Annotated in this window: 21 protein-coding genes; 8 read left to right on the forward strand and 13 right to left on the reverse strand. The window is 53.9% G+C overall.

What is annotated here, in order from left to right; translation table 11 throughout:
• Positions 1 to 10: 10 nt before the first annotated feature.
• The 6 genes from mglA to ACEPLT_RS15180 form a co-directional block, all read right to left on the reverse strand.
• A complete protein-coding gene (gene mglA / locus ACEPLT_RS15155; protein WP_008500922.1) occupies positions 11 to 1,531 on the reverse strand; it encodes a galactose/methyl galactoside ABC transporter ATP-binding protein MglA in 1,521 nt (506 codons plus the stop codon).
• Between the two features lie 79 nt (positions 1,532 to 1,610).
• A complete protein-coding gene (gene mglB / locus ACEPLT_RS15160; protein ID WP_008500923.1) occupies positions 1,611 to 2,609 on the reverse strand; it encodes a galactose/glucose ABC transporter substrate-binding protein MglB in 999 nt (332 codons plus the stop codon).
• Positions 2,610 to 2,904: 295 nt separating this feature from the next.
• Entirely contained in the window at positions 2,905 to 3,927 is a 1,023-nt protein-coding gene (gene galS, locus ACEPLT_RS15165; RefSeq protein WP_032675202.1) for an HTH-type transcriptional regulator GalS, read from the reverse strand.
• Between the two features lie 155 nt (positions 3,928 to 4,082).
• The gene (yeiB, locus tag ACEPLT_RS15170; protein WP_032675203.1) at positions 4,083 to 5,240 is read right to left on the reverse strand and encodes a DUF418 domain-containing protein YeiB; all 1,158 of its coding nucleotides are present in this window, start codon (positions 5,238 to 5,240) and stop codon (positions 4,083 to 4,085) included.
• Between the two features lie 19 nt (positions 5,241 to 5,259).
• Positions 5,260 to 5,928, reverse strand: a complete 669-nt coding sequence (folE, locus tag ACEPLT_RS15175; RefSeq protein ID WP_008500927.1) for a GTP cyclohydrolase I FolE — start codon at positions 5,926 to 5,928, stop codon at positions 5,260 to 5,262.
• A gap of 102 nt (positions 5,929 to 6,030) precedes the next feature.
• Positions 6,031 to 7,179 (reverse strand): YbfB/YjiJ family MFS transporter, encoded by a 1,149-nt coding sequence (locus ACEPLT_RS15180; protein WP_032675204.1) that lies wholly within the window; start codon positions 7,177 to 7,179, stop codon positions 6,031 to 6,033.
• A 138-nt stretch (positions 7,180 to 7,317) separates the two neighbouring features.
• Between ACEPLT_RS15180 and fghA the strand changes: the two genes are divergently transcribed.
• Positions 7,318 to 8,145 carry an S-formylglutathione hydrolase gene (gene fghA / locus ACEPLT_RS15185; protein ID WP_021241508.1) on the forward strand — a complete coding sequence of 276 codons (828 nt, stop codon included), beginning with the start codon at positions 7,318 to 7,320 and terminating at the stop codon, positions 8,143 to 8,145.
• Positions 8,146 to 8,248: 103 nt separating this feature from the next.
• Here the strand turns inward: fghA and cirA are convergent, their stop codons facing one another.
• The 3 genes from cirA to yieE form a co-directional block, all read right to left on the reverse strand.
• Entirely contained in the window at positions 8,249 to 10,219 is a 1,971-nt protein-coding gene (cirA, locus tag ACEPLT_RS15190; RefSeq protein ID WP_032652755.1) for a catecholate siderophore receptor CirA, read from the reverse strand.
• 225 nt (positions 10,220 to 10,444) lie between these two features.
• Positions 10,445 to 11,914 (reverse strand): amino acid permease, encoded by a 1,470-nt coding sequence (locus tag ACEPLT_RS15195; RefSeq protein ID WP_008500931.1) that lies wholly within the window; start codon positions 11,912 to 11,914, stop codon positions 10,445 to 10,447.
• 158 nt (positions 11,915 to 12,072) lie between these two features.
• Positions 12,073 to 12,939: a DNA-binding transcriptional regulator YeiE gene (gene yieE, locus ACEPLT_RS15200; protein ID WP_008500932.1), complete on the reverse strand. Its 867-nt coding sequence runs from the start codon at positions 12,937 to 12,939 to the stop codon at positions 12,073 to 12,075.
• A gap of 97 nt (positions 12,940 to 13,036) precedes the next feature.
• Here yieE and ACEPLT_RS15205 point away from each other — a divergent pair, with 97 nt between their 5' ends.
• On the forward strand, positions 13,037 to 14,083 hold the full coding sequence (locus tag ACEPLT_RS15205; RefSeq protein WP_023294037.1) for a YeiH family protein: 1,047 nt from the start codon (positions 13,037 to 13,039) through the stop codon (positions 14,081 to 14,083).
• 64 nt (positions 14,084 to 14,147) lie between these two features.
• Positions 14,148 to 15,005, forward strand: coding sequence for a deoxyribonuclease IV (nfo, locus tag ACEPLT_RS15210; protein WP_032675205.1), 858 nt, complete (start codon positions 14,148 to 14,150; stop codon positions 15,003 to 15,005).
• Between the two features lie 46 nt (positions 15,006 to 15,051).
• Here the strand turns inward: nfo and fruA are convergent, their stop codons facing one another.
• Genes fruA through fruB form a run of 3 tightly spaced genes read right to left on the reverse strand, consistent with a single transcriptional unit; the run spans position 15,052 to position 18,822 of the window.
• Positions 15,052 to 16,737, reverse strand: a complete 1,686-nt coding sequence (gene fruA / locus ACEPLT_RS15215) for a PTS fructose transporter subunit IIBC (protein ID WP_032675206.1) — start codon at positions 16,735 to 16,737, stop codon at positions 15,052 to 15,054.
• A 16-nt stretch (positions 16,738 to 16,753) separates the two neighbouring features.
• Positions 16,754 to 17,692: a 1-phosphofructokinase gene (fruK, locus tag ACEPLT_RS15220; RefSeq protein WP_008500936.1), complete on the reverse strand. Its 939-nt coding sequence runs from the start codon at positions 17,690 to 17,692 to the stop codon at positions 16,754 to 16,756.
• Positions 17,692 to 18,822 carry a fused PTS fructose transporter subunit IIA/HPr protein gene (gene fruB / locus ACEPLT_RS15225; protein WP_032675207.1) on the reverse strand — a complete coding sequence of 377 codons (1,131 nt, stop codon included), beginning with the start codon at positions 18,820 to 18,822 and terminating at the stop codon, positions 17,692 to 17,694. The genes fruK and fruB overlap by 1 nt, the downstream gene beginning before the upstream one ends.
• Positions 18,823 to 19,183: 361 nt before the next feature.
• Between fruB and setB the strand changes: the two genes are divergently transcribed.
• Positions 19,184 to 20,365, forward strand: coding sequence for a sugar efflux transporter SetB (setB, locus tag ACEPLT_RS15230; protein ID WP_063615912.1), 1,182 nt, complete (start codon positions 19,184 to 19,186; stop codon positions 20,363 to 20,365).
• Here setB and ACEPLT_RS15235 read toward each other — a convergent pair.
• Entirely contained in the window at positions 20,362 to 20,547 is a 186-nt protein-coding gene (locus tag ACEPLT_RS15235; protein ID WP_039025027.1) for a hypothetical protein, read from the reverse strand. The two genes, setB and ACEPLT_RS15235, sit on opposite strands and share 4 nt — an antisense overlap.
• Before the next feature lie 80 nt (positions 20,548 to 20,627).
• Here ACEPLT_RS15235 and ACEPLT_RS15240 point away from each other — a divergent pair, with 80 nt between their 5' ends.
• The 4 genes from ACEPLT_RS15240 to ACEPLT_RS15255 all read left to right on the forward strand — a co-directional run bounded on the left by ACEPLT_RS15240 (position 20,628) and on the right by ACEPLT_RS15255 (position 24,735).
• A complete protein-coding gene (locus ACEPLT_RS15240) occupies positions 20,628 to 22,544 on the forward strand; it encodes a recombinase family protein (RefSeq protein ID WP_447088274.1) in 1,917 nt (638 codons plus the stop codon).
• 506 nt (positions 22,545 to 23,050) lie between these two features.
• Positions 23,051 to 23,812, forward strand: coding sequence for a lysozyme inhibitor LprI family protein (locus ACEPLT_RS15245; protein ID WP_447088275.1), 762 nt, complete (start codon positions 23,051 to 23,053; stop codon positions 23,810 to 23,812).
• Positions 23,802 to 24,170: a hypothetical protein gene (locus ACEPLT_RS15250; RefSeq protein WP_086813120.1), complete on the forward strand. Its 369-nt coding sequence runs from the start codon at positions 23,802 to 23,804 to the stop codon at positions 24,168 to 24,170. The genes ACEPLT_RS15245 and ACEPLT_RS15250 overlap by 11 nt, the downstream gene beginning before the upstream one ends.
• Positions 24,154 to 24,735: a hypothetical protein gene (locus tag ACEPLT_RS15255; protein WP_447088276.1), complete on the forward strand. Its 582-nt coding sequence runs from the start codon at positions 24,154 to 24,156 to the stop codon at positions 24,733 to 24,735. Before ACEPLT_RS15250 ends, ACEPLT_RS15255 begins: the two co-directional genes overlap by 17 nt.
• Positions 24,736 to 24,753: the final 18 nt, after the last annotated feature.

Here is a 24,753-nt window from a genome sequence, read left to right on the forward strand (position 1 = left end):
GCCCCTGATCTTAAAGGTGCAAAGACGCAAGACGCAAAATTTCATTTTGCGTTGTCGTTTTGGTGTCAACAATACCGGCGACGAGACCATTGCTCATAACCAGAATACGGTCCGTGATCCCTAACAATTCCGGCATTTCGGAAGAAATAATAATGATCCCTTTATTCTTTTTCGCCAGCTCGGCAATCAGCTGATAAATTTCAAACTTCGCACCGACGTCAATACCGCGGGTCGGCTCATCCAGCATCAGAATTTCTGGCTGCGTTAATAACCAACGGCCAATAATCACTTTCTGCTGGTTACCGCCTGACAGCGAACCAATCTGGGTGCGGTGGCCTGGCGTTTTCACGCGCATGGAGTCAATCACCCATTGGGTATCGCTCTTCATGCGGGAATTATCCAGCAGCCCAACTTTGTTTTTGTAATTGCGAATGTTAGAGATTAACGAGTTAAAGTTAATATCCAGATAAGCATAAATACCGGTCGAACGACGCTCTTCCGTCACCAGCGCAAAACCATTATTAATGGCTTCGTTAGCGTTGTGGTTATTGATTTTCTTACCGTGCAGCGTAATGGTGCCTTCGGCTTTCTCACGAATGCCAAACAGGGTTTCCACGATATCGGTACGCTTTGCCCCCACCAGTCCGGCAATCCCCAGGATTTCACCCTTGTGCAGGTCGAAGGAGACATCGCGGATAGACGGCTGACGCAATGAGGTCAGATTACGCACTTCCAGAATCACTTCACCCGGCTTGTTTTCTTTGTCCGGGAAGCGCTGGTTCAGGGAACGGCCGACCATCATGGCGATGATCTTGTCCATGTCCAGCCCTTCCAGCGGCTGCGTGGCAATCCACTGTCCGTCGCGCAGGATGGTGATCTCATCGCACAGCTGGAAGATCTCTTCCATTTTGTGGGAGATGTACACAATGCCGCAGCCGCGATCTTTCAGCTTACGAATAATGGTAAAAAGGTGGTTAACCTCTTTTTCCGTTAATGACGATGTCGGTTCGTCCATGATGACGATTTTCGCATCATAGGAGAACGCTTTGGCAATTTCGATCATCTGCATCTGGGAGACGGATAATGTTCCCACGCGGGCGCGCGGATCGATATCAATATCCAGCTCGTCGAAAATCGCCTTGGTGTCGCGATACATTTTATCCTGATCGACAAAGACACCTTTGGTGGGATAACGCCCCAACCACATGTTATCCATGACTGAACGCTGCAGCACCAGGTTTAATTCCTGGTGAACCATCGAGATACCGTTTTCCAGTGCTTCTTTCGCTGAATGGAAATCGATCTCTTTCCCCTGAAAAAGAATGCTGCCAGAATCTTTTTGATAGATCCCAAAAAGACATTTTAATAATGTTGATTTACCCGCACCGTTCTCCCCCATTAAGGCATGAATAGAGTGAGGACGCACTTTTAAATTAACATTATCGAGTGCCTTAACGCCGGGAAATGACTTGTTGATACCGCTCATTTCCAACAGGTATTCACCGGATGACTGAGTTGTTGTGCTGACCATAATTATACCTTGTTGGCCTCGCATATCGCGTTATAAAAGGGCGCAACGAATTGCGCCCAGTGGAGACAAGTTAACTCTTTTATTTACCGATAAACTCAGCCAGGTTGGACTGGTCTACGCCCACGTAAGGTACGCGAACGATTTTGTTGTCAATTTTCCAGTTGGTGCCGTCTGCCGCACCTTTGCCATCGGCCAGGTTTTTCGCCAGGTCGAAGGTGGCTTTCGCCTGGTTGTTGGCATCGTTCAGCACGGTACCGGCCATCGCACCGGATTTAACCAGCGCCAGCGCTTCTGGCAGCGCATCCACGCCGAATACCGGGATAGAGGATTTGTTGTGTGCTTTCAGCGCTTCTACCGCCCCCATTGCCATCGCATCGTTGTTGGCGATAACCACTTCGATTTTGTTGGCGTTAGGGCCGGACAGCCACGCGTCCATCTTATCTTTCGCCTGAGCGGTATCCCACATCGCGGTATCTAACGCCAGCTGCTGGGTTTTCAGGCCCTTGTCGTTCAGCTCTTTGATAACGTATGTGGTACGCGCTTCAGCATCCGGGTGGCCAGGTTCGCCTTTCAGCAACACGAACTGAATCTGACCGTCTTTGTTCAGGTCCCAGTTCGGGTTCGCCGCCCAGTGTTTCGCGATCAGATCGCCCTGAATAATACCGGACTCTTTGGAGTCGGTGCCGACGTAATACGCTTTATCGTAGCTATCCAGCGCCTTACGGGAAGGTTCTTTGTTGAAGAAGACGATCGGCACGTTCTGGCCGCGCGCTTTTTCAATAACCGTGCCTGCTGCAGCCGGGTCAACCAGGTTGATGGCCAGGGCTTTCACGCCTTTCGCCAGCAGAACGTCGATCTGGTCGTTCTGTTTGGACTGGTCATTCTGGGAGTCGTTCATCAGCAGCTGAACGTCTGGCGCTGCTTTCGCATCTTTCTCAATCGCTTTACGCACAACAGACATGAAGTTGTCGTCGTATTTATAGATGGTCACACCAATACGGGTATCCGCAGCGTGCGCTGCTGCACCAAAAAGCATGCTTGCCATTACAGCAGACAGGGTCAACACCTTCTTATTCATGGTATCTCCGGTTTTTTTTATGCAGGGTAGTTCTTGTGAATAACGAGCGGCGGGCAGATGTTAATAAAACGTTACTGACAGCCGAGGTTCACTTATAAAATTTCTCTCTTCCGTGTTCGGTAACGCTCCAGAAATGCGTTTTATTCGTTGTTTGCGGCACATTGGCTATAGTGAAAGTGAATAATCACTGTTACATAGCGTTTCAGCCCCTAAAACGCTGACATCATAGTCAGCGCCTTGTTAAGATACTGTGAATTTACTCACAGATTGAAAACGGTTACATCACCACATGTAATCAGTTAGTGATCGGAACCACAGTTTGCCGGGCCGCGACGGAGTGGCGACGCACTAAAGTCGGCATGAAACAGTGTGTTGCCCCCGGATCCAGCATGCCAGCAGCCCCCTGTAACGCCAGCTCAGTCGCCAGTTTCGCCATAGAGGCAATCGGGTAACGCACGGTTGTCAGCTGCGGGTCGGTGTAACGGGCAATCGGGATATCATCAAAACCAATGAGTGATAAATGCTGTGGCACCGCAATGCCGTTATCCTTCAGCGCCGTCAGGGCGCCGGCCGCCATGCTGTCGTTATAGGCAAACACCGCAGACAGCTGCAGATTGCGGCCCAGCAGCTCTACCATCGCCGCTTCACCGCCCTGCATGTCCGGCGTGCCGGTCCCCACCCAGCTTTCGGATGGCGTAATGCCGTGCTCTTTCAGGGCGTTTTGCCACCCTTCGCGCCGCAGTTCGTCATCTTCAATCTGATGGCTGGAGGCCAGATAACCGATCCGCTGATGTCCATTGTTGATGAGCATTTTCGTGGCCATCATGGCGCCGCTAACGTTATCCAGCCCGACGCAGCGGTGGGCATAGCCGGGGACGATGCGGTTGATCAGCACCATACCCGGGATCTGCTCCATCAATCCGGTTAGCTCTTCATCGCTCAAGGCTTTTGAATGGACAATCAAGGCGTTACAGCGCTGGCGGATCAGCACTTCAATGGCATGACGTTCTTTTTCCGCCTCATGATAGCTATTGCCGATCAGGACATATTTCTGATGCTGCTGGGCGACCATATCGACCGCTTTCACCAGGGCGCCGAAAAAGGCATCTGAGACATCCATTACCACCACGCCGATGGTGTCGCTGACCTGCGTCGCAAGCGCCTGGGCATTGGCATTTGGCCGGTACCCGAGCTGAGTCACGGCCTTCATTACGGTTTCACGGGTTTCAGGGCTGACCAGCGCGCTATTGTTGAGCACGCGTGAGACGGTAGCCACAGAAACGCCCGCCTGACGGGCGACGTCACGAATGGTGATCATATTCACCATCCTTCAAAGGATTGCAGCAACTCACAGACACCCCCTGTGTTTAGCAAGGTGGCTATTTTGGCAGCGAGAGAAAGGGGACTACGTGAAGAAGCTCACAGTCATGAAAACGCTTACATCCGTTTTGTTAATGATTGTGATCCAGATCGTTATCTGGATGTATTTTTCAATGATATCCCTGAAGCACGTGCGGTTAACTGACGCCATACCCACTCCAGCGGTCCCTGGCGGAAATAGCGTAGCCAGAGCACAGAAAACGCCAGGTTTACTGCCCAGACCGGAATAACAAACGCCAGCAGCGTAAGGCGGTCGAATTTCATAAACAGGCCAAAGCGATAGAAAAGCGTGGTGCAGATCAGCGTTTGCAGGAGGTAATTGCTTAACGCCATGCGGCCCACGCAGGCGATAGCGCTAACCATCCACAGACGAGAAAGCGAGGGCCAGAAGCCGTAGATCAGCGCCGCGTAGCCGATGGTCTGAAACGGCGCGCTCAGTTCACGCGGCACCTGGAGCAGGAACGCGCACCAGCGGTAATCCCAGTGGATGTGCCACTGCACCATCACCGCCGGGAGATTAATCAGCACGCCGAGCAGCACCAGACCGGCGCCGGTGCGACGATAGTGACGCAGGCTGAATTCCCCTTTCAGCCAGCCGGTGCGCATCAGTGACGCGCCCATCAGCATCATGCCCGCCAGCTGCCAGCCGTATTGCGCGCCCAGCGCAAGGAGGTTGTCCCCCAGCATATCCGCGCGGTTGCTTATCGCTTCCGTACCGCCTTTCAGCTTCCAGAACTGCTCGTACTGCAGGTTAGCGGCATCCGGGATCCAGGCACGATTTGTCGTCTCCCCGGAGATCATCCCCAGCAGCAGCAGTACCCCAAGCCCCATGACATAGAGCATCACGCCGGTGTTGAACAGGCTTTTAACGCTGTGCGCATCGCGAATGAGGCGCCAGCAGATGAGCCCGACTAACCCATACGCGAGAAGAATATCGCCGTCCCAGAAGAACAGGCCATGGATAAAGCCGAGGATAACCAGCAGCGTCAGGCGCGACTGGATCCAGCGCGTGCCGCGTTTGAGGAGAAGCTGCAGGCCTGCGCCAAACAGCAGGGCGAAGAGCGTGAGGAATTTGACCTGCGCAAAGAGATCGAGGATTGCCCAGGTCCAGGCATCACTGCGGGTGATGTCGCCATACCACGCGGGATTGAGATACGCCGCCTTCGGCAAACCGAAGGCGGTAATATTAAGCAGCAGGATACCGAGAATGGCGACGCCGCGAACAAAATCGAGCGTGACGTTTCGCTCCATGGTCCCTGCCCTGTCAGACTTAGTTGTGGTGACGTACGGCGCGCAGGAACTCCTGGCGGGTATTCTGGCTCGATTTAAACAGACCGCCCAGCGAGGTTGTGGTGGTCGCACTGGTGGCATCGCGCACGCCGCGCGCTTTCACGCAGTAGTGAACCGCGTCGATAGAGACGGCCACGTTATTGGTGCCCAGCAGCGTTTGCAGCGCGGTCAGGATCTGCTGGGTCAGGCGCTCCTGCACCTGCGGACGCTGAGCGAAGAACTGCACGATGCGGTTGATCTTCGACAGGCCAATCACCGTATCTTTGGGGATATACGCCACGGTTGCTTTACCGTCGATGGTCACGAAATGGTGTTCGCAGGTGCTGGTCAACGTGATATCGCGGACCGTCACCATCTCATCCACTTTCATCTTGTTTTCAATGACGGTGATTTTCGGGAAGTTGGCGTAATCCAGGCCGGAGAAAATTTCGTCGACGTACATTTTCGCGATGCGGTGCGGCGTCTCCATCAGACTGTCGTCACTCAGATCGAGATTCAGCAGCTCCATGATGTCGGTCATATGGCCGGCAATCAGACGCTTGCGGGTTTCATTGTCCAAATCCTGTACGGGCGGACGCAGTGGCGTTTCAAGACCGCGCGCAACCAGGGCTTCGTGGACCAGGGCAGCTTCTTTACTGAGTGATGACATTTTGTTCTCCTGCAGGTGTGGCGTCTTTTGCCCTCGTTGTGGCAAAAGTATGCGTTCATTGTGCGTGAGGCGGCGCACATAATCCAGTATTCACGACGATAATTATTGCGATTGCTGTTGCCTTTCAGCGTGACGATTCCAGACAAGCGCTCCTCCAACGAACAGCGCAATGCCCGCCAGCCCCAGCGCGGGCTCCAGCCGGTGGGTAAGCCAGGTTGATAACGCCGAGGTGACCGGACCAATCAACTGCCCAATCGCATACCCGGTGGTGAGCAGGCCTGCCATATAACGCGTGTGGTTTGGCGCCAGCTCGCGGCCGTATAAAAGAGAGAGCTGCACGGCACACAAAAAGCCGCCGCCCACCAGCAGCCCGCCCGTCAGCAACCCGCCAATCCCCGGCAGCAGCCAGGCCGCCAGCACGCCTGCGCCCTGTAACCACAGTACGATCGCCAGCCTGCGGTTAGCCGTTGAGGTATGGCGTAACAGAATACTGAGCCCAATGCCCACCACGGCAGCGAGACCAAAAATCGGCCAGACAAACTGGGCAAACAGGCTGCCGGGAAAACGCACGGCCGCCATTTGCGACAGGAAGGTCGCCGGGAGGATATAGCCAAACCCGGCCAGGCTGTAGCTCCAGACCAGACGCGTTAAATCCGCCGTCAGCACCAGCGGCTCCGGCGCGGAGCCGGGTCGATGGAGCTGCCCGGATCGCGGCAGGTAGCGCGCCACCAGCGCAATCAGCACCAGCGCGAGCACGCCGTAGATTTGCCATGCCGCCCCGGCCGACAGGGACTTCGCCTGAATATAGACGGCGAGCAGCCCGCTCAGGGCAATGCCCGCCCCCGGTCCGGCAAACACCGCAGCGCTCAGGCCCGGTTTACCCTGCTGTCCCAGCCGTTCGTTGGTCCAGGCGGCAATGAGTACCATCGACCAGCCGCTCATGCAGCCAATCACGAAGCGCAGCAGGCCGTGCACGACGGCGTTATCCGCTGCCGCGGAGAGCAGCGTCAGCGCCACCGCGCCGGTGATGCCCAGCCAGAGGCGCGTTTCAACGAAGCGGTGCGCACGCATCGCATCCCACGCACCCACCAGATAGCCCAGATAATTCATCGCCGCCACCAGACCCGCGCTGGTCAGCGTAAGCTGTCCGGCAGCAATCATCAGCGGTACCTGAGGCGTAAAGGCAAAGCGCCCTATCCCCATCGCCACCACCAGAACGACAAACCCACTGAGCGCAATACGCAGCGCCATGACCGCTCCAATTGTTAAAGAAAAGTAAATTTATGATGCAGCATCTCGCCGCCTGGCGAAAGTGAAAGTTACTCACAGGTCAATGAAAAGGCTGTATTATGGGTTTTATGAATACGTATTCTCATTAAGGAGCCCTGCATGGAACTGCTCGAAGAGCACCGTTGTTTTGAAGGTCGACAGCAGCGCTGGCGGCACGACTCCACCTCTCTGAACTGTGCAATGACGTTCAGCATTTTCCTGCCGCCGACGGAAAACCCGCCGGTTTTGTTCTGGCTTTCCGGCCTGACCTGTAACGACGAAAACTTCACCACCAAAGCGGGCGCGCAGCGTATTGCCGCCGAGCTGGGCATTGCGCTGGTGATGCCAGACACCAGCCCGCGTGGCGACGATGTGGCCGACGATGCCGGATACGACCTGGGCAAAGGCGCCGGGTTTTATCTCAATGCGACCGAGCAGCCCTGGGCGCGCCACTACCGCATGTATGATTACCTTCGCGATGAACTTCCTGCGCTGGTGCAGTCGCAGTTTGCGGTTGGCGAGCGCTGCGCGATCAGCGGCCACTCAATGGGCGGACACGGGGCGCTCATCATGGCGCTGAAAAATCCGGGGAAATACGTCAGCGTGTCGGCATTTGCGCCAATTGTGAACCCAACACAGGTGCCGTGGGGGCAGAAAGCCTTCACACACTATCTGGGTGAGGATGCGGAAAAATGGCAGGCATGGGACAGCTGCGCGCTGATGCTGGCCAGCAAAGCTGAAGAAGCCATTCCTACCCTTATCGATCAGGGTGATGCGGACCAGTTCCTCGCCGGACAGCTGCAGCCTGCGGTGCTGGCAGAAGCGGCACGCCAGAAAGACTGGCCGCTGACGCTGCGCATTCAGCCGGGATACGATCACAGCTATTACTTCATTGCGTCCTTTATTGAGGATCATCTCCGCTTCCATGCGGAGCATTTATTTGCATAAGCGCTGCCTGTTTTGCCCGGTGGCGCTTCGCTTACCGGGCCTACGGGCCTGTGCCCTTATGTAGGCCGGGTAAGGCGCAGCCGCCACCCGGCACATTACCCCATCAGAACTTATAATCCACACCGACAAAGTAGCGACGGCCATCTTCCGTGTAGCTGTAATCGTCGCGGCTCAGATCTTTGTCCAGCAGGTTCTGCACGCCCGCGCGCAGCTTCACGCTTTTGGTTGCCTGCCATGCGGCGCCGGTATTCCAGATAACATAGCCACCCGGCGTTGGGTCGCTGCTGGTCAGCGCGCGTTTCTCACCGGTGTAGTTGCCCTGAACATAGAACGACCAGTCCTGCGTCGCCTTCCAGTCAACGGTCCCGTTGGCGGTGTGGAACGGCAGATCGGACAGCGGTTTGTTGCCGCCGTTGCTGATATCACGACCGTCGTTGTAGGTGTAGTTCAGCGTCACTTTCCAGTCGTCCGCCAATGGGAATTTCAGCTCGGTCTCCACCCCGCGGATGCGCGCCTTGTTGACGTTGTAGTAGCGGAATATCGGTTCACCGTCCGCATTCAGGCCAACGTAGTTAGGGTAGCTCTGCGCCTGCTTCGCATTGGCCGTACGGCTGAGGCTGATGCGGTCATCGACGTTATTCTGGAAGGTGGTCACGCTGGCCTGCACGCCCTCTAACCAGCCCTCTTCCCCGCTGTAGTACAGACCAAATTCGAAGCTCTCGCTGGTTTCCGGCTTCAGATCCGGGTTACCGACAATCTCACAGGCACCGCGGCACGAGCCGGTGACCCAGTCCGGGCTCAGCTGCAGCAGTGACGGCGCTTTAAACGCGGTCGCCCAGCCCCCTTTCACCGTGACGGTATCGGTCGCGTTGTAGACCAGATAGGCGCGCGGGCTCCAGTGGTCGCCGTAGGTATCATGGTCGTCCATACGGATGCCGGTGGTCAGCGCCAGAGGTTCAAAAATCCGCCACTCATCCTCCAGGAACAGGGCATACTGGCTTGTCGACGTACTGCTGCTGGAGCCGCCCGTCAGGTTGACCGGATCCTTCAGCTTATCGTGACGCCATTCGCCGCCGAAGGTCATCAGCTGGTTGACGTCGCCCAGCGGCAGCACGTATTTCCCGTCTACCGCGTTGCTCTCGGAGGTGATCGGATTGCTGTTGCCCGGGTTTTTGTTATCCACCTTCTCGCCGTAAACCTTCAGCTCGCTGTTGCCGACGCCCCAGCGGCCGTTGTGGCTGAGAGAGTAGTTCTGACGCTCAAGGCGGTTTTTGTCGAGGGAATCCGAGTCACGATCCTGACGGTCGAAACCGTAGCCCGCCGTAAAGTCGTGATTTTCAGACGGCGTCCAGGCGAACTCCACATTCGCATCGCGGCTGGTGAAGCCTTCAATGCGCGGTGTTTCACCGCTCGCCGTGGTAGAAGATTTCTGCTGACCGTCTTTCTCACGCTTTGCGAGGCTACCGTAGGCTTTCAGCCCCAGCAGGCCGTCCACCAGCGGACCGCTGGTATAGAACTGGCCGTCGTACGTATCACCACGATCGCGATGTTCCTGAATTGTGGAATCAGCGCTCAGGGTGCCCGTCCATTTCTGGCCGATTTTTTTGGTGATAATGTTCACCACGCCGCCCAGCGCATCGGAGCCATAAAGCGAGGACATCGGCCCACGCACCACTTCTATTCGTTCGATGGCGTCAACCGGCACCCAGTTGAGGTCGAAATCATTATGGCGGAACACTGCGTTACGGGAATTGACGCGCTTGCCGTCGATCAGGATCAGCGTGTAGCTGCTGTCCAGCCCGCGAATACTTACCCCTTTACGGTTGTCCCCTTCGCTCGTGAGCTGCACGCCCGGCACATCCCGTAACACATCTTTCAGATTTTGAACGGGTTTGCGCTGCAAATCTTCCTGGGTAATCACGCTGATGCTTGCCGGTGCGTCTTTCAGGTTTTGCTCGGTCGCGGAAGCCGTAACAACCATTGTGTCGCCGGATTCCGCTGCGATAACAGGCAGGGCCAGGGACATTGCGGACGCACAAAGTCCTCCCCTGACGAAGGGATTCAACCTAAACATTCCATATCTCCATGAGGTAAATACAACTCAATCAAATCATCATTGCTCACAGCGTCTTCCTTGCCGCCCACATCTCCGGTGGGTCGGTGACACGCTTATTTTTGATAACGATAAAGCAAACGATAATTATTATCAATTAAATTGTTAAGAACTATATCTTTGTTACAGGGGGCGGAAATAAAAAAGCCCGCTCAAACGAGCGGGCTAAAGAGAGAGGAAGTGCGATTATTGTTTAAATCGTTCCGGGAATTCCATTTCACTGTAGCGAACGAAGTGTGTTCCTTTCGTCAGCTTGTAACCAAACCAGATGACGAGGAACAGCGGAATACCAATGTAGGTTGCCGTGACGGCGCCCCAGTCAATGGTGTCCGCCAGGAACGCTTCATAGTTCTGTCCCAGCGTAATAATCAGGCACAGAATGAAGGCGAAAATGGGACCCAGCGGGAAGAACCCTGAGCGATACGGCAGCTGGTTAACGTCATAACCCTGTTTGACGTAGCCACGGCGGAAACGATAGTGGCTAATGGCAATCCCCAGCCAGGCAATAAAGCCCGTCATCCCGGAGGTGTTAAGCAGCCACAGGTACACCGTCTGGTTGCCAAACATAGAGGTCAGGAAGCACAGGCCGGCAATCACCGTTGTGGCGTACAGCGCGTTGCGCGGTACGCCGCCACGGGACAGCTTCGCGAAAATACGCGGCGCTTTACCGTCGCATGCCAGCGTGTAGAGCATACGGGTGGACGCGTACATTCCGGAGTTACCGGCAGAAAGTACGGCGGTCAGGATAACGGCGTTCATCACTGCTGCGGCTGAAAGCAGGCCGGCATGCTGGAAGACCAGCGTGAACGGGCTGACGCTAATGTCTTTGACGTCATTACGCAGCAGGCTTGGATCGGTGTACGGAATGATCAGGCTGATAATCAGGATCGCGAACACATAGAACAGCAGGATACGCCAGAAGACCTGACGAACCGCGCGCGGAATATTCTTCTCCGGGTTTTCTGACTCACCGGCAGCAATGCCAATCAGCTCGGTTCCCTGGAAGGAGAAGCCGACAATCATTGCCACGCCAATCATTGCCGACAGTCCACCGGCAAACGGCGCATCGCCTATTGTCCAGTTACTCCAGCCCGCAGGTTCAGCGCCTTTGAAAATACCAACGATCATCGCCACACCGACGACGATAAAGATGATGACGGTTGCCACTTTGATCAAAGAGAACCAGTATTCCGCTTCGCCGAAACCGCGCACGGAGATGTAGTTCAGCAGGAAGATGACGGCCAGGAACAGGGCGCTCCAGATCCAGCCCGGCGTATCCGGGAACCACCAGTTCATCACCAGCTGTGCGGCGACAAGGTCAACGGCGATGGTGACCGCCCAGTTGTACCAGTAGTTCCAGCCCAGCGCGAAGCCGAAGCCTTCTTCAACGTATTTTTGACCATAGGTCGAGAACGAACCGGATACCGGCATGTACGCGGCCAGTTCGCCGAGACTGGTCATCAGGAAGTACACCATCAGGCCAATCAGGATATAAGAGAAAAGTGCCCCACCCGGGCCGGCTGCCGAAATCGTTGCGCCAGAGGCAACGAAAAGACCTGTACCGATGGAGCCGCCAATGGCGATCATCGTCAGGTGACGCGCCTTGAGTTCACGACGTAGCGTGGGCGCTTCTGTGGTTTTAATTTCTGAAACCATATGAAAATGCTGTCCATTTAATAAATGAGGCGCGATTGTAGCAGACGATCCTCGTTCCTTCCGGCAGAAATACTCAGTTATAAGAGAGCTTCATGACGCGGCCAGGATTATAAGTAAAGCATAATTTTTCCCTCTTCCCTTTGGGGTGAGGGACGATGTCAGATTTCGCAATAGCGCAGAAAACGCTGCAGGGAGCTGGAAAGGTGTTTCTGGCGATGATGAATGCACCACAGCGTGCGCACCAGTTTCGGGAGCGGAACGGGAATTTCCACCAGCGATCCGGTTTCCAGCTGTTCGGCAATAACGCGCCGGGAAAGACAGCTGATACCCAACCCGTGGCGCACCGCGTGCTTAATCGCCTCTGAGTTCCCCAATTCCATCCCCAGCTGGAAATGCGGCAGATGGGACAGCAGCAGGTAATCGACAATTTCACGCGTGCCGGAGCCCTGCTCGCGCAGGATCCACTGCGCCTGCGCCAGCCGCTCCAGCGTCACCTCGCCCTGCAATAACGACGAGGCCGGGGATGCAAACACCACCAGCTCGTCTTCCAGCCAGGGCTCGGCAATGATATCGACGTTGTGGCAGGGCCCCTCGATGAGGCCGATATCCACGCGGAAGTCGATCACCGCGTTGATGACGTCCTGGCTATTGCCCACGCTCATCTCCAGCGGCAGGGTGGGAAAATCCCGGCGATAGCGGGCAATCACTTCCGGCAGAATGTAGTTCCCGATGGTGCTGCTGGCGTAGACGCGGATCGCACCGTTATCTTCGCGGAACAGCTGTTCGATTTCGATAGCCTGCTCCAGCAACGCCAACGCACGTGGATAAAGAAGACGACCGTGTTCGTTGACCACCAGACGCTTCCCTACCCTGTCAAAAAGCTGAACGCCCAGCTGTCCTTCAAGATCGGTTAACGCCGCGCTGACCGCAGACTGTGAGAGCGCCAGCATTTGTGACGCCTGGGTCGTCGAGCCGCTTTTCAGCACCTCGGCAAAGACTTCCAGCTGACGCAGAGTAATGTGCATGGTTGCTTACCACTTATATAGATTAATTATAAGTATATAATCAATTTTATTTTTAAGCCAGACCGCCGTAACCTTTAGCCAGACAAAGGAGAAGGTTATGTCAGAAATCACCTTACAACATCATCGTACAGTGTGGCACTTCGTGCCGGGTCTTGCGCTCAGCGCCGCAGTGACCGCCGTCGCGCTATGGGGCGGCAGCATCCCGGCCATCGCAGGCGCAGGTTTCAGCGCGCTGACGCTCGCCATTTTGCTCGGCATGGTCGTGGGTAACACCGTTTATCCACATATCTGGAAATCCTGCGACGGCGGCGTAATCTTTGCCAAGCAGCATCTGCTGCGTCTTGGGATCATTCTTTATGGCTTTCGTCTCACCTTTTCGCAGATTGCGGATGTGGGTGCGAGCGGGATCGCCATCGACGTTCTGACCCTGACCAGCACTTTTTTACTGGCCTGCTTTATCGGTCAGAAAGTGTTTGGCCTGGACAGGCAAACCAGCTGGCTGATCGGTGCCGGGAGCAGTATCTGTGGCGCAGCGGCGGTGCTGGCAACGGAGCCGGTCGTGAAAGCCGAAGCCAGCAAGGTAACGGTTGCCGTCGCGACGGTGGTGATCTTCGGTACGCTGGCGATTTTCCTCTACCCGGCCATGTATCCGCTGGTCGCCCACTGGTTTAGCCCGGAAACCTACGGCATCTATATCGGCTCGACCATGCACGAAGTGGCCCAGGTGGTCGCAGCAGGACACGCCATTAACCCGGACGCTGAAAACGCGGCGGTGATTGCCAAAATGCTGCGCGTGATGATGCTGGCGCCGTTCCTGATTTTCCTGGCCGCACGGGTTAAACAGCTGGCTCCGGCGGGCGGCAGCGAGAAGAGCAAAATCACCATTCCGTGGTTTGCGATCCTGTTCATCGTGGTCGCTATCTTTAACTCCTTCCACCTGCTGCCGAAAGCGGTGGTGGATATGCTGGTGACGCTGGATACCGTACTGCTGGCGATGGCCATGGCGGCGCTGGGGGTGACCACACACGTCAGCGCGCTGAAAAAAGCCGGTGCGAAACCGCTGCTGATGGCGCTGGTGCTCTTCATCTGGCTGATTGTCGGCGGTGGCGCAATTAACCTCGCGGTCCATAGCCTGATGGCATAAACCACTACATCCTTCTCCTGTTAACCCGCTATCATAGGCATTTCGGGTTAACAGGAGTCCCTTTATGAAATATGTTGGAGCGCACGTTAGCGCTGCAGGTGGCCTTGCGAATGCCGCCATTCGCGCCGCCGAAATTGAGGCGACCGCTTTCGCCCTGTTCACCAAAAATCAGCGCCAGTGGCGCGCCGCACCGCTCACCGCTGAGGTGATTGATGATTTCAAAGCCGCCTGTGAGAAATACCGCTACGGGCCCGGCCAGATCCTCCCCCACGACAGCTACCTGATCAACCTCGGTCACCCGGTTCAGGAAGCGCTGGAAAAATCCCGCGAGGCCTTTCTGGATGAAGTGCAGCGCTGCGAACAGCTGGGGCTGACGCTGCTGAACTTCCATCCGGGTAGCCATCTGATGCAGATCGACGAAGATGCCTGCCTGGCGCGCATTGCCGAATCTATCAACATCACGCTGGACAAGACCAAAGGCGTCACCGCGGTGATTGAGAATACCGCTGGCCAGGGCAGCAACCTCGGCTTTAAGTTCGAACATCTGGCGGCGATTATCGACGGCGTGGAGGATAAATCCCGCGTGGGCGTGTGCATTGATACCTGCCACGCGTTTGCCGCCGGTTATGACCTGCGCACCACCGAGGCAACGAAAAACACGTTTGAAGAGTTCGAGCGCATTGTGGGCTTTAAGTACCTGCGCGGAATGCACTTAAACGATGCGAAAAGCGCCTTTGGTAGCCGCGTTGACCGCCACCACAGCCTGGGCGAAGGCAACATTGGCCACGATGCGTTCCGCTTTATCATGCAGGACGCCCGCTTCGACGGTATTCCGATGGTGCTTGAAACCATCAATCCGGACATCTGGGCAGAAGAGATTGCCTGGCTGAAGGCACAGCAAACCGCTGAACAGGCGGCATAAAAAAAGCCGGGTTGCATCAGCACCCGGCTTTTTTATTGCTTACCGCTTACGCTGCTTTCGCCACAACTTCCGCTTCCGGACGTTTCAGCACCGCGTAAGAGAGGCCCGCCACCAGCGTACCGGCAACAATCGCCAGCAGGTAGCCCAGTACCGGGGTGATGGCGCCAGGGATCAGCAGCACGAACAGACCGCCGTGTGGTGCCATCAGTTTTGCGCCAATCGCCATGGAGATTGCACCCGTTACCGCACCACCCGCGATACAGCACGGCAGCACACGCATTGGGTCACGCGCTGCGAACGGAATCGCGCCTTCGGTGATGAAGCACAGACCCAGCACCAGCGCGGCTTTACCGCCTTCCTGCTGCGCTTTATCGAACTTACGACGGGCAATAATCGTCGCCAGGCCGAGCGCCAGAGGAGGCACCATGCCTGCCGCCATGATCGCCGCCATTGGCGCGTAGGTCTGGGTACTCAGCAGGCCCACACCAAAGGCGTACGCCGCTTTGTTCACCGGACCACCCATGTCGGTACACATCATGCCGCCGAGGATCGCGCCCAGCAGAACCGCGTTCGCGGTGCCCATGGTCTGCAGCAAGTGGGTCAGACCCGCCAGGATGCCCGCTACCGGCTTACCAATCAGGTAAATCATCGCCAGCCCGACCACCAGGCTGGAAATCAGCGGGATGATCAGGATCGGCTTCAGCGCTTCCATACTCTGCGGCAGCTTCAGCTTCGAGCTAATCAGCTTCGCGACGTAACCGGCGAGGAAGCCCGCGATGATACCGCCGATAAAGCCAGAACCGGTGCTCACGGCCAGCATACCGCCGATAAGACCCGGGGTCAGACCCGGGCGGTCAGCAATGGAGAAGGCAATAAAGCCCGCCAGTACCGGCACCATCAGGGCGAAGGCTGAGCCCCCGCCGATCTGCATCAGCGCTGCCGCCAGCGTTCCTTCTTCTTTAAACGCGGTGATACCAAACGCGAACGAGAGCGCGATACACAGACCGCCCGCGACCACCATCGGCAGCATGTAAGACACGCCGGTCAGCAGGTGACGATAGGCGCCTGCTGACTCTTTCTTCCCTTCCGTCGCGGTCTGGCGCGCGCCGGTTGCCTGATACGGCTTCGCTTCCACCAGCGCTTTATCAAACTCCTGCGCGGTCTTTTTCAGCGCCAGGCCGGTGGAGGTGCGGTACATTGGCTTACCGGCAAATTTCGCCAGGTCCACTTCGATATCCGCCGCCACAATAACCAGATCGGCCTCCGCCACTTCTTCTGGGGTGATGGCATTGCCGGCACCGACGGAGCCGCGCGTTTCAACTTTTACCCACCAGCCGCGTTTTTTTGCTTCGGTTTCAATGGCTTCAGCCGCCATAAAGGTGTGAGCCACCCCCGTCGGGCAGGCCGTCACCGCCACAATGCGTTTCGGGCCCGTGGCCGCAGCCGGTGCCGTCGCGACAGGCGCGCTGTAGACAGACGCGTGGCCTTTCGCTTCGCTCAGGAACAGTTCCGGATGTGCCACCGCGCGATTAATATCGCCCAGCCACACTTTTTTGCCGTTCAGCGCACTGTCAGCCGGGATGTTGTCGCCCAGGACAATGGCCAGTTCGGCATCGCCCGGGTTATCAGTCATCTCGAGATGTGCTTTGTTCGCCGCCGCTCCCAGCAAGGTCTTCGCCATATAGGCGCGTGCCTGTCCGAGACCGGAGTCAATGATCAGCAGCGTTTTCATTATTCCTCTCCTGCTGTTAGTTAAAAGGTTTTAAGTCAACGCGCGCCATCATCGCGGCTAACTGGGTACGATCGGTAATACCGACATTGCTCTGGCTGACGGCCAGGGCAGCAACGGCAGTGGCAAGACGTAAAGTATGTTCACTGGATTCCCGCATCAGCAGACCATAAATCAGTCCGCCAACCATGGAATCCCCTGCGCCAACGGTACTCACAACCTCCATTGACGGCGGTTTGGCGATCCATTCGCCAGACGCGTTAACCCACAACGCGCCTTCTGCACCAAGAGAGATCACCACGTGAGCGATACCCTGCTCGCGCAGCGCATGGGCAGCGTCAATCACATCTTTTAATTCTGGCAGCTTACGGCCCGCCCAGATCTCCAGTTCGCGGCGATTTGGCTTCACCAGCCACGGAGAGGCTTTCAGGCCCGCGACCAGCGCGTCACGGCTGCTGTCAAAAATAATGCATGGGCACTGGCTGCGCAGGCGCGTCATCCAGTCGGTAAACGCTTCCGGGCTGACGCCGGACGGCAGGCTGCCGCTGACGCACACCATGTCGAACTGGCCCAGCCAGGTCAGCGAGTCGTTGACAAAGCGTTCCCAGTCTGACGGCGTCACTTCGAAGCCAGAGAAGTTCAGATCGGTCACTTCACCGTCTTTCTCCGTCAGCTTAACGTTGATACGGGTACGGCCCTGAACAACCTGGAAACGATTGGCAATGCCCAGCTCGCTGAACAGCTGCTGGAAACCATCCTGGTTGTCTTTACCGAGGAATCCGCCCACGGTGACATCGATACCGAGATCCTTGAGCACTTTCGCGACGTTAATCCCTTTGCCCGCAGCATGCAGGCCGGTGGTACGCACGAGGTTAACTTCGCCGCGCTCAATTTCCGGGCAAAACCCCACCAGGTCATAAGCCGGGTTCAGCGTAATAGTCGCAACACGTCTGCTCATTATGCGCCCTCCCCCAGACCCGCCGCGATGGCATCGCCAATCGCTTTCAGCGCCTGTTCAGCATCGGCACCCTGCGCGGTGAAACGCAGACGGTGGCCTTTCTTCACGCCCAGCGCGACCACTTTCATCAGACTACGGCCGTTGGCCGGTTTGCCCGTGCCGTCAAGATTCGCCACGGTAATCTCACTCTCGAATTGTTTAATGGTATTCACCAGCATGGTACCCGGACGGGCATGCAGGCCGTGTTCGTTACGCACCACGAACTCCGCGGTTTGCACGTCATCCGTCAGCGCATCATCACTGGTCAGCAGTGCCAGCACGGTGGACGCATCAGCGTTCAGCAGTTTTTCAGCTTTGTTGTTCAGCAGCAGATCGCTAAGACGCTTCAGCACGGAAACCGGCTGTTCATCAGCCATCGCGACGGTCACCAGCATGGCCGCGCGTTCGCCTTCTACCTCAAACGCCGTGGCAGCACGGCTCACGGCAATCGCACTGCGCAGGTTGCCTTCAGCACTGTCGTTCAGCCAGATGCCCTGACCCAGATTCAACGGCTTATCGTTAATCACGCGCGTCACAAAGGTGGCATCCGCCGCGCCGGCTTCTTTCAGACGACCCGCGTTCAGCGCCTGCAGCGTCACCAGATCGGAAGCAACCACATCCAGCGTCAGCGTTTCATTATCCAGTTTCAGCGCTTCACTCTGTTTTTCGCCCATCAGCAAGGCGCGCAGCTCTTCCGCGGTGGTGGCGGATTTAAGCTGTTCAGCCACCGCGTCATCGCTCAGGACATGCGTCAGCTGACGCAACAGACCTAAATGTTCATCGCTGCTGGCCGCGATACCGATGGCCACATAGGCCACCTGACCGTCGCCCCAGAGCACGCCCTGCGGGAACTGATACACCTTAACGCCGGTTTTCAGCACCTGATCGCGGGTATCGGTGGTACCGTGCGGAATGGCAATGCCATTGCCGAGGAAGGTTGAAGTCTGCTGCTCGCGGGCCAGCATGCCGTTGACATAGCCGTCCGCGACGTTACCCGCCTGCACAAGCGCAGCGGCAACCTGGCGAATAGCCTCTTCTTTATCCCCGGCCTGAGCGCCCGGGTGGATATCCTGAACAGATAACTGGAACATGGTTCTCCACTCCTGCTGAACTTGAATCGTTTCAGCTTTAATGAGAAAAAATGCGCTAGCCTGCTCCGTTTGTTAAAACAAGATAGCGCTGAAACGTTTCAAAAAGTCTTGCGCTTTCTGCTGTACCTTGCAAGTAAACTCGTCTTTCTGATGTCAGAATTTAGAGATACAGCACATTTCTTCTTCATTGAGCTGAATTTTGCTGAAGTTCAGCAAGTCAGTTTCAGCTAAGGTCAGCCGATGTGGATGCAAGATGAAATGCCATTTTGATTTTTCGTGGCATCATTGACCGCACCCACTGTTTATTTTTTAGCTGACGGCGTACACTCCGCCCCTCTCTGCTACTCGCTAATTATAAAACATGCATAACATCCCTGCGGCTGCCTCGCCGAAGCCCTTTGATTTGACCTCAGCGGCCTTCCTGATTGTTGCCTTCTTCACGGGCATTGCCGGTGCGTTACAGACGCCGACGCTGAGCTTATTTCTGACCAATGAGGTTCATGTTCGTCCGGCGCTGGTTGGCTTCTTTTTTACCGGAAGCGCCATCATCGGCATCCTGGTCAGTCAGTTCCTGGCGGGGCGATCCGACAGAAAAGGCGATCGTAAAAGCCTGATCGTTTTCTGCTGCCTGCTGGGGGTCATGGCCTGCGTTCTTTTTGCCTGGAACCGCAACTACTTCATTCTGCTTTTCGTCGGGGTATTCCTGAGCAGCTTTGGCTCGACGGCTAACCCACAGCTGTTTGCGCTTGCCCGCGAACACGCCGACCATACCGGACGTGAAGCGGTGATGTTCAGCTCTGTCCTGCGTGCGCAGGTGTCGCTGGCATGGGTGATTGGCCCGCCGCTGGCCTACGCGCTGGCGATGGGTTTTGGCTTTACGGTGATGTACCTGAGCGCGGCAGTCGCGTTTGTGGCGTGCGGCGCGCTGGTGTGGTTCTTCCTGCCGTCCATGCGCAAAGAGCCCAAGGTGGCAACGGGCGTGCTGGAAGCGCCGCGCCGTAACCGCCGCGATGCTCTGCTCCTGTTCGCGATCTGCACGCTGATGTGGGGCACCAATAGCCTCTATATCATCAATATGCCGCTGTTTATCATTAATGAACTGCACCTGCCGGAGAAGCTGGCGGGCATCATGATGGGCACCGCAGCCGGGCTTGAGATCCCGACCATGCTGATCGCAGGCTATTACGCAAAGCGCTTCGGGAAACGTTTTTTAATGCGCATCGCCGCCGTCGCCGGTCTGCTGTTTTATATCGGTATGCTGACGGTACATACGCCGGGGCTGTTGCTGGCGTTACAGCTGCTGAACGCTATCTATATTGGTATTCTCGCCGGGATAGGCATGCTTTATTTCCAGGATCTGATGCCGGGCCAGGCAGGCTCCGCCACCACCCTTTATACTAATACCACCCGCGTGGGCTGGATTATTGCCGGTTCAATGGCCGGTGTCGTGGCCGAAATCTGGAACTATCACACGGTGTTCTGGATTGCGCTGGTGATGTGTACGCTGACGATTGGCTGCCTGGCGAGGATTAAAGACGTTTAAGGCGCGGTTAGCGCTTCCAGCTCAAGAAGGTACGTTATCGCCTGCTCTCGCGTGCTGCCGCACATTTCAGCCGTGGGCTGAAGCCCGGAGCAGACCTTCGGACGCAGCGGTGAGCCAAAGATCATGCACAGGTTGGTTTCCGAGAGCTGAACGCAGCGGGTATTGGCAGGTTTGCCTAACATATAATTATTCACTATTTAAAATTCACATTCCTGCTGTTAGCATCTGATCAATCAAGACCATCCGAAGGGAATCACACTTAATGAAACCAAAGCTGTATTCGTACGTGCGTTTTTCATCTGTGAAACAACGGGAAGGTAACTCCCTGGAGCGTCAGCAAGATACCGCTCTAAAAATTGCGGCCCGTTATAATCTCGAACTTGATACAACGGCTTTCCATGATCTCGGCATGTCCGCGTTCAAAGGAAGAAATGCTCATGAAGGGAAGCTTTCGGAGTTCATCAAGCAGATTGGGGTTAAAGTTCCTGTTGGTTCGTGGCTCGTAGTCGAAAACCTTGACCGCATTAGCCGTGATGATGCTTGGACCGCTTTGGATATATTCAAGAGCATACTTAGCAAGGGGATAGTTGTTGTTACTGGTATGGATGAAAAGGTCTATAAGTACGCGGACGTAAAGAATAATCCAACCGATTTAATCATTTCATTGTTGATGTTCACACGCGCCCACGACGAATCGTTGACAAAAAAGAATCGGGTTGAAGCCCAAGCCCGTTCGCTGATACGGTACAACCTGACAAGAAAAGCGGGAACGCCAGCAAAAGCAATAGAATCAGTGGGTCAGAATGTGTGGTGGGTAGATACAAAATCAGGATACGTTACCCCACACCCAATGTATTTTTCAGCAGCGCAGAAGATTATAGAACTGAAACAAAACGGTGAAACTCTTCTTGGAATCCAACGATATCTTAACGAACACTACACTGCCCCTAAAAAGAGGGTTTATAAAGACAAGACAGGTCAAGCGCTGACACCCAAAACGGAGCAATGGGGCAAACATTTGATCAGAACCTTTTTGAATCCCACTGTTCACGGACAAAAAATCTTCACGCTGGATAAACGCGATGAATCAGGTGCCATCATATACGATTCCGAATCAGATGAACCGTTGAAAGAAACATTCATTATTCCGGATTACTATCCAGCACTTATGTCGGAAGTAGACTACTTGACACTTTCGAAGTTAGATCGACATCGTGCTGTCACTCGTAGTTCATCAACATATCCAGGAGGTAATCCTGAACCTGAAATACCGCTACTCTCAGGTATCGGTATTCTTTTTTGCGGTAAATGTGGATCTTTCATGTTCAAATCTGGTTCAAGTGAAAACAAGTACCGATATATATGTGGTTCAAAAATCGTTCAGGGTAAACCTTGCGGTAAAAAAGGGTTTACGTCATACCAACTTGAGCACACTGTTTTACAACTAATCGCTGATCACGTCTGGAACAACCACCAAGAGGATAAAACAGCATGGTACGAATCTGAGATTGAAAAGGCATCTGAAGCTGTTAAGAAGCTGCTAAAACTAGCAACTTTGACAGACAACATCGAAGAATTGGCAGATCAGATTAATGCCAATAAACAAAAAAAAATTACGCTTGAGAAAGAATTTCAACAGTACAAAATCAGCCGTTCAGAAATTCAAACTACTGGCTGGGATCAATTCCGACATTTCGATGTTCACGACACAAAGAATCCTGAGCGTAAGCGGATTAGACTGAAGGTAAAGCAAGCTATCAAACGTATTGATTGTTATGACATTGATGGTCGGCACAGTCATTTTGAAGTGACCTTCGCCGACGAAACAAAGCAGAGAATAGTGATTAAGTTTAATCGCAACAGATCACCTGGTATTTCGTATGTAGAGGCACAAACAGTAAACGATCATGACTTACTAAAAATGCAGGGACTTGTGTTGCACTCCTTCATTGATGAACTGATTTCACCTGAAAAATTTGCGCAGCATATTAAAGACAAACACGAAGTCAGCATTCTAAACCCGACATTTATAACCGAGCTCGAGGATGGCGTAACCCGAGACGAAGACAGTGGAATAGCTATCAGGGTAGATGGCATTACGAGCAAATCATATGCTACTGTCAACGGCATTAAGTACGAGATTAACTCACTGGAAGACTTAGAGAAACTTTCACAGTAAATAACACGCTAAATCACTCTCCCCCTTGCCTACCTGACAAGGGGAAAGCAACCAAACCGTCCCCCAGATACCATTCCATACCAAAGCCCCGTAAAACTTGATACCGAGCGTTTTAGAGCAAGGGTTCAAATTACATCGTATTCATTATGTATACGAACTGTGCGAGTTGCACCGCTTCTTATCGAAACACCTCTATGGTTGCCGGAAACCCCGCACAAAGTAGATGGTTATGTCTTTCAATCGCAGTATTCAATACTAAGCGCAGCCCCACATTAGCATCAAGCATATGAACCATACAAAAACCCTGTAAATACAATCGACTTAGTAACAATCCTCTCTCTTCCTCTCATGTCAATTGATCGTTTTTATAGATCAATTTTGCAAGATTGATAGATTCCATAGATCAATGTAAGATCATGAGTCTTCAGTTGGTGTTTCTCGTAAACAAGACTCATGGAATGAATACTCTGTCCACGATGGAGTGAGAACGATAGAAGGCATCCAGAATGACTATCCTTATAAAAACCATAAAAATCATGGCGTCAGGTGTTGTTTTCGTTTCAGGTATAACCACCGCCTCCAGTACCGTCTATTTCTTGCCAGAGGCAAAATCAGCAGGTGTCGCAAGCAGCGACAAAAACGCCCTGATGTTTCTCGGGATGGACAGGGATGTAAATCTGAAGGGGATATGCTTCGCGATGACAAAGCAATCCTCATCAATCGTTCCGCTGGTAGATATCACTGCTACAACTGATAACGGCAGATTCACGATGCACGGGTTACGCCCTAATGTCAGTGATACTAAAGAAGTCGCTTGTTCCTTCGGGTCCGAAGCTAGTGATTTCTTGACTGGCATTTCGAAGTCAACAGCCGTTAACGTGAAGTTGGATTTCAATGGCGAGATCCGCAATTACAGTTTCGACACCACAGAGTTCGGAAAAATGTTGACTGCCAATGGGAAAGGCCTGTGGGAAAAAGCAGCGAAAGACTACGCTCAGGGAGTACGTGCACCCGTTTTCTATAGCAGCGGTAGCGAAGCTCCCAAAAACAATGCAGTAACCTCAAACGTCGATACACACAGTTATAAAGCAAGCGATGAGAAACTTAATTCGGTCTGGAAAAGCCTTAGCCCTGAAACCCGAAAACGATTGCTTCCTTCTCAAAGAGAATGGATAAAGCACAAATCCGGCTGCAATAATGAACAGAAATGTCTTACCGACATGACGAACAATCGCATTCGTGAACTGGAGTCTGAAAATGGAAAATAATGCACTGACTTTGGTTTTAAAAAACGATTGGGTAGCTTCATCTTCTGGTAATAACTATACCGGAAAATACACGGTTGGACGGTTTCACCTGACAGATGCTTTCATCGTTGTGTATATGAAGCTGATACATGGAATTGAAATACCCGATTTATGGGTCAGTAGCAGCTTCACTAACATACCAGATACCGATACCCGAAGGGTTATGTATATGGAAGGCTGCGATATGTTATCGAAAGATACAATGAACGAAATCCGTAATGCAGTGAAGTCCCCGCCTGACAAGCTGAAAATATATCGTAATGGAGAGCGTATTGTTAAGATAGAAGTTATGGAGAAACAAAATGATCTCAAAATTTAAAAAGTCAACGAAAATTGTTGCCTTCTTCGGACTTTATATATTGAACGGAATAGCAATAACACCCAGCCAAGCCAGAACATCTGAATCAATACATTTCTCGAACGGAGGTTCAGCATCTTTACAACAAAACGAACAATCAACAAAGCCATCTATAATCGATATACTTCCAAGACTCTATACAACCGAAGAAGTTTATGCACGATTTCAGGAACATGAGTTCAGAGCAACAAATGACTTCAAAAAGTGCCGATTGATGGTTACAGGAAAAATAAAAAAGATTAGCGCAGCCACCTTCAGTAAAAATCCGTTAGTAACGTTACACATCACTGATTCAAGTGAAGGCTTGAAGTTCTTTTTCGAAAATACGGAATACAATAACAATACTGTAGCAGCATTAAACGTGGGCGATACAGTGATTATTTCTGGCTGGAATGCACGACCAGGAACATTTGGGGGCATTTTCTTCGATGATTCGCAAATCATGACAAAAATGGTTTCAAAGAAGAAGAGGCAAATGCTGGCTTTAAATGGCGGAATTTATGATCGGGAAATTTGTCATAAGTAGCATTTTTGTCGTTTAATA

It is taken from the genome of Enterobacter sp. fkY84-1, assembly GCF_052974705.1.